The sequence below is a fragment of the Pseudoalteromonas sp. SR45-5 genome, assembly GCF_014163565.1.
In the GTDB taxonomy this organism is placed as follows: domain Bacteria; phylum Pseudomonadota; class Gammaproteobacteria; order Enterobacterales; family Alteromonadaceae; genus Pseudoalteromonas; species Pseudoalteromonas distincta.
Genome location: NZ_JACJDN010000613.1, coordinates 1 through 2,346, shown reverse-complemented (window position 1 = coordinate 2,346; position 2,346 = coordinate 1). Strand labels below are relative to the sequence as shown.

Sequence of the window (2,346 nt, the reverse complement as noted above, 5' to 3'; positions counted from 1 at the left end):
AAAGCGCTTTCTCGAGCTGAGCTTGATGCCTTGCAAGCTAGAATACGTCCTCATTTTTTATATAATAGTTTAAACACCGCTGCAGAGCTTACTCATCATGATGCCGATGCGGCAGAGCAGGCTATTTTAGCATTAGCCGCCTTATCGCAGGCAGCAATGCACTCAGGAAAAAATGTATCTCTTGACGATGAAATAACGCTGAGTAAGCAATATATAGCACTTGAAACATGGCGTTTCGGTAATCGCTTAAGCGTTGATTGGCAAATACCTAATGAACTACCTGCATTGAGCATTCCTTGTTTAACCCTGCAGCCATTAATTGAAAATGCAGTATGCCACGGTGTTGAAACAAGTGAGCATGGTGCAGAAATAAAAGTAGAGCTACATATTACTACCGGCTATATAACCATGATTGTTTCTAACCCAATAACAATTTCTAATGCTCAAACTAGGCCTAATAACGGCATGGCGCTTGAAAATATTCGCCAGCGATTAAATATTTATTATAAAAATAAAGCGCAGCTAACAATTACTAATAAAAATGATGTGTTTAGGGTCAAGGTTGTGATCCCTAAGTTAATTGAGGGCAGTGTATGAACGTACTCATTGTTGATGATGAACCTCTTGCGAGATCGCGCTTAATTCGTTTGTTGGCACATGATAAAAGCATAGTTGTACAAGGCGAGGCAAGTAATGGTAATGAAGCTCTGGTACTTGCTAAAAAGCAAACGCCGGATTTGATTTTTTTAGATGTTGATATGCCCGGTATGAATGGTTTACAAGTTGCTAATGAGCTCAATAGTTTAACTCTACCTCCTGCTATTGTTTTTATAACTGCTCACCCTGAGCATGCCTTCGATGCTTTACAATTAAGCGCTGCAGGTTATTTAGTTAAACCTATTTCAGAGCAATCATTGCAAAAGGTGCTTAAGCAAGTCGGGCGCTTAAATAAAGTACATATTCAAAAACAACAAAATGTAAAAATCTCTTATCAGCTAGCTGGTACTCTACGCAGTGTTGATATAAATGATGTTTTGTATTTTAGTGCCGAAGAAAAGTATACCAAAATGATATTCTGTGGTGGAGAAGCTTTACTTGAACAAAGTCTAAAACAATTAGAGTTACAATTTCCTACACATATTTTGCGAATTCATCGCAATACATTGGTTAATAAACAAAAAGTAATTGCTTTGCATTCAAAAGCGAATGGCAATCATATGATTGAGCTACAAGGGTGCAGTGAGTTATTGCCAGTGAGCCGCCGTGAGCTTAAATTAGTAAAAAATTCGCTTTAGGCTTACCTTGCAATTAACCTCCCCTTGATTTAAATACATTTGAGTCTTAATTATCAACGGTGTTATTGAATAAACAGGTTTAATTAACCGTTTATCAACAAATATAACCGCTTGTCTTAGTCCTCATTGATTCCTCAAATAAATAACATAAACTTAAAATCAGATAATTTTTATTTGGTTTTATTATGCAATCACCTCACGTAAAAGTGCAAAGAGGCTTCACTCTGATTGAAGTGCTAATTGCATTTATTATTCTTAGTTTTGGCCTTTTAGGCGCAGTTGCTTTGCAAGCAAAAGCAAAGCAAGCAAGCTTTGATTCTATGCAGCGTGCTGCTGCAGTTGCACTTGGTAATGATATTGTGCAGCGTATCCGTGCTAACGATACCCCGCAAATAGCTAGCCTATATACCCAAACATTTAATAGCGAAGCCTCAACTAAAACCTCACAGACGTGTTTTACAAGCACTTGTAGCGCAGCGCAAGTTGCAGCCCTAGACCTTGAGCAATGGAAAAGAGCTATAAAAGCAAGGGAAAACACAGGCTCTTTAGATGACGCAACTGTATGTATTGCGGCTACTGCAGTTGCAGGTACAGGTGGTAAAGCATTTAATTTAGAGGTCGTTGTATCTTGGCAAGGGCGTCAAGAGTTTAATGCAAATAGTACGACTGGAGACATCAAGTGTGGAACGGCTGATAAAAAGCGCCGTTTAGTTGTTTTAACTAGTTATATTTACCTTAGGAGCTAACATGAAGCAAAAAGGTTTTACACTTGTAGAAATGATGATTTCATTATTTATTGGTGGGTTAATTTTAGGCGGCGTTATGTTTACCTATATAGGTATGAAAGTAACCACTAAAGATACGATGACTATTGGTGAACTTCAAGAATCAGGACGCCTTGCAATTAACATAATGCAACGTGATATTGAGCAAATTGGCTTTTGGGGCACTTACTATGATGATTCTTTTACTTCGGTAAACACAGAAGCATTATCAAACCCGCTAAATGACTGTTTCGAAGGACTAAATAACGGTAGTTTTCCTGATTTGG

The 2,346-nt window shown here is 37.9% G+C and carries 4 protein-coding genes; all 4 read left to right on the top strand.

Annotation, left to right across the window (positions count from 1 at the left end; genetic code table 11):
• Positions 1-597 (top strand): sensor histidine kinase (locus tag H5072_RS17135; RefSeq protein WP_182694227.1); only part of this gene is annotated, 597 nt, incomplete at its 5' end.
• Positions 594-1,295 carry a LytTR family DNA-binding domain-containing protein gene (locus H5072_RS17130; protein ID WP_024596571.1) on the top strand — a complete coding sequence of 234 codons (702 nt, stop codon included), beginning with the start codon at positions 594-596 and terminating at the stop codon, positions 1,293-1,295. The genes H5072_RS17135 and H5072_RS17130, both read left to right, overlap by 4 nt.
• A gap of 185 nt (positions 1,296-1,480) precedes the next feature.
• Positions 1,481-2,041, top strand: a complete 561-nt coding sequence (gene pilV / locus H5072_RS17125; protein WP_024596572.1) for a type IV pilus modification protein PilV — start codon at positions 1,481-1,483, stop codon at positions 2,039-2,041.
• A gap of 1 nt (position 2,042) precedes the next feature.
• Positions 2,043-2,346, top strand: a 304-nt coding sequence (locus tag H5072_RS17120) for a PilW family protein (RefSeq protein WP_182694226.1), incomplete at its 3' end; no start/stop codon positions are given.

Coding starts and splice junctions, on each gene's coding strand:
- pilV (WP_024596572.1), top strand. CDS start 1,481: ATGCAATCACCTCACGTAAAAGTGCAAAGAGGCTTCACTCTGATTGAA.
- H5072_RS17130 (WP_024596571.1), top strand. CDS start 594: ATGAACGTACTCATTGTTGATGATGAACCTCTTGCGAGATCGCGCTTA.